Origin of the sequence: Micromonospora sp. M51, from assembly GCF_018070305.1 — a bacterium.
GTDB lineage: Bacteria > Actinomycetota > Actinomycetes > Mycobacteriales > Micromonosporaceae > Micromonospora > Micromonospora parva.
In genome coordinates, this window is sequence record NZ_JAGPXZ010000824.1 from 1 (window position 1) to 2,535 (window position 2,535).

A 2,535-nucleotide genomic window follows, 5' to 3' on the forward strand; every position below is an offset into this window, starting at 1 on the left:
CCCCGGCCAGCTCGGCCAGCGGCACCTCGACCCGGTACCGCTCGCTGAGCAGGGCGAGGATCGGATCCTGCCCGGTGTCGGCGACCAGCGGCCGGAACACGCCGATCCGCCCGACCTGGCGGGACAGCAACTCCGCCAGCCCGAGGGCGATCGTCGACTTGCCTCCGCCCGAACCAACGCTGGTCAGATACACGCTGCGAGCCACAGCCCCCACCCTAGAAGATCGCGAGACTCCCCACCCGGGCCCTACGGCCCCTGAGCCGCCGCCGTCACCGGCCGCAGGCCGGGTACGAACCCTCCCTGACGACGAGAAGGCGGCGGTCGCGGCGACCCCCTCGTGGCCCCGACGGTGCGGTCGGCGTCTCAGTCAGTGAGCCGTCAGCAAAGCTGAGAAAAACTCACGCCTAGACTCGCGTCCCATGACCACCCGGGGCTTGAGCAGCGACGATACGTCGACTGGGAGGTCGACGCCCGCCGGGTCCGGCGACCCTCGGTCCCGACCGGCGGCGCCGGTCGACGAGCCCACCATGGTGGCCAACCGCACCGACGGCCCCACCGAGCTGATCGCCGCCGCGCCCCAACCGCCCCCGGTCTTCGTCGACCCCAGCGGCCGACGCCGCTCCCGCCTGCGCTGGCTCGCATACGTCGTCGGTCTGCTGGGCCTGACCTACACCGGGCTGGTGGCCGTCAGCTTCGCCGGCGGCATGGTGGAGCCGCACACGGTGCTCCCGTTCGTGGACGAGGCCGAGCAGCCTGAACGGACCCAGTCGCCACAGGCCGAGGCGATTACCGCCATCCCCGAGCCGTCGACAGCCGTCCCCCGTACGCCGGCGGCCAGGGTGGCACCCACCGTCGCCCCGCCGGCTCCCCGCTCGCCTGCCCCCACGCGGTCACGGAGCGCCGCCAGCCCGGCGAGCGGTGACCCCACCAGCGTGCCGCCCTCGCCCAGCTCGGGGCGGCCCACCTCGGTGGCCCCGACACCCGCCGTCTCACCCTCGACCGAGGACCCGCCGCTCCCACCCGAGGAACCGGCCGAACCCGGCGGACTCCCCACCGACCTCCTCCCCGCGGATGGCTGAGCCGGCGATCACGGCCCGCCGTCGTCGGGCCGTACCTCCACCGCGCTGGGTCCTGCTCGGCATGCTGCTGGCGGTTCTGGCCGGCGTACTTCTGGTCAACGCGTACACCAACGCCTCCTTCACCCCGGACCACCAGCACAGCAACCAGGGGCAACGCGAGGTCCCCACCTCAGTGGTGAACGGGGGGCCGATCATCAGCGCCAACAGCGAGCAGGTCCGCTCCTACCGCTTGCCGGACCGGACCATCGCGCTCACCTTCGACGACGGCCCCGACCCCGTCTGGACCCCCGAGGTTCTGCGCGTCCTCGACGCCCACCAGGTCACTGGCACGTTCTTCGTGCTGGGTTCGCAGGTCGCCCGGCACCCCGACATGGCCCGGAACCTGGTCGCGGGTGGCCACGAGCTCGGCGTGCACACGTTCACCCACCCCGACCTCACCGAGCTGTCCGGATGGCGGCAAGAGCTGGAGTACGCCCAGACCCAGCTCGCCCTCGCCGCCGTCACCGGCGTGCGCACCTCGCTGGTCCGGTTTCCGTACTCCTCGCATGCCGACGCGATCGACAACCAGGACTGGCCGGTGCTGATCGCCGCCGGTGACCTGGGCTACCTGACGGTGCTCAACGACACCGACAGCCAGGACTGGGCGCTGCCCGGCGTAGACAAGATCGTCGAGAACGCCACCCCGGACGGCGACTCGGGTGCGATCACCCTCTGGCACGACGCCGGCGGTGACCGCGCGCAGACCGTCGCCGCCCTCGACCGCTTCATCCCGATGATGAAGCAACGGGGATACCGCTTCGTCACCGCGACGGACGGACTGAACCTCGCCTTCGCCGCCGCCGGGGTCGACTACCGGGCGGAATCCGGTGCGGCGGCCACCGCTGGGGACCGTTGGCGCGGCCAGATGCTGGTCTGGGCGGTACGGGGCGCCGACCAGGTGCTGACCGTGTTCGGGATCCTCTTCGTGCTCGTCGGGGTGCTCACCGTCGGGCGTACCGCCGTGCTGTTCCTGCTCGCCGGGCGACACGCCCGTCGCCGTCGGGCCACGGACTGGACGTGGGGGCCGCCGGTCACCGCGCCGGTGTCGGTGATCGTCCCGGCGTACAACGAGAAGGAGGGGATCGCCGCGGCGGTCCGTTCACTCGCTGGCGGCGACCATCCCGGCGGAATCGAGGTGGTTGTCGTCGACGACGGCTCCACCGACGGGACCGCGGACATCGTCGACGCGCTCCGCCTGCCCAACGTCCGGGTGGTCCGCAAACCCAACGGTGGCAAGCCCAGCGCATTGAACACCGGCGTGGCGTTCGCCCGGCACGACCTGATCGTCATGGTCGACGGGGACACTGTCTTCGAACCCGACGCCGTCCGCCGGCTCGTGCAGCCCTTCGCCGACCCGCAGGTGGGCGCGGTGGCCGGCAACGTGAAGGTCGGCAACCGGCGCAGCCTGATCGCCAAG

At 72.1% G+C, this 2,535-nt stretch carries 2 protein-coding genes and 1 pseudogene; 2 read left to right on the forward strand and 1 reads right to left on the reverse strand.

Features of this window, described 5'->3' with window-relative positions; genetic code table 11:
- A pseudogene (locus tag KBX53_RS29340) lies at positions 1–214 on the reverse strand (AAA family ATPase); the annotation flags it as partial.
- Between the two features lie 313 nt (positions 215–527).
- On the opposite strand from KBX53_RS29340, the gene KBX53_RS29345 reads away from it, so the two are divergent.
- Positions 528–1,079, forward strand: coding sequence for a hypothetical protein (locus tag KBX53_RS29345; protein WP_210862860.1), 552 nt, complete (start codon positions 528–530; stop codon positions 1,077–1,079).
- A partial coding sequence (locus KBX53_RS29350; protein WP_210862861.1) for a polysaccharide deacetylase family protein occupies positions 1,072–2,535 on the forward strand: 1,464 nt, incomplete at its 3' end. The genes KBX53_RS29345 and KBX53_RS29350, both read left to right, overlap by 8 nt.

Excerpts from the sequence above, each read along its gene's own strand:
- KBX53_RS29345 (WP_210862860.1), top strand. The coding sequence starts at position 528 with ATGGTGGCCAACCGCACCGACGGCCCCACCGAGCTGATCGCCGCCGCG.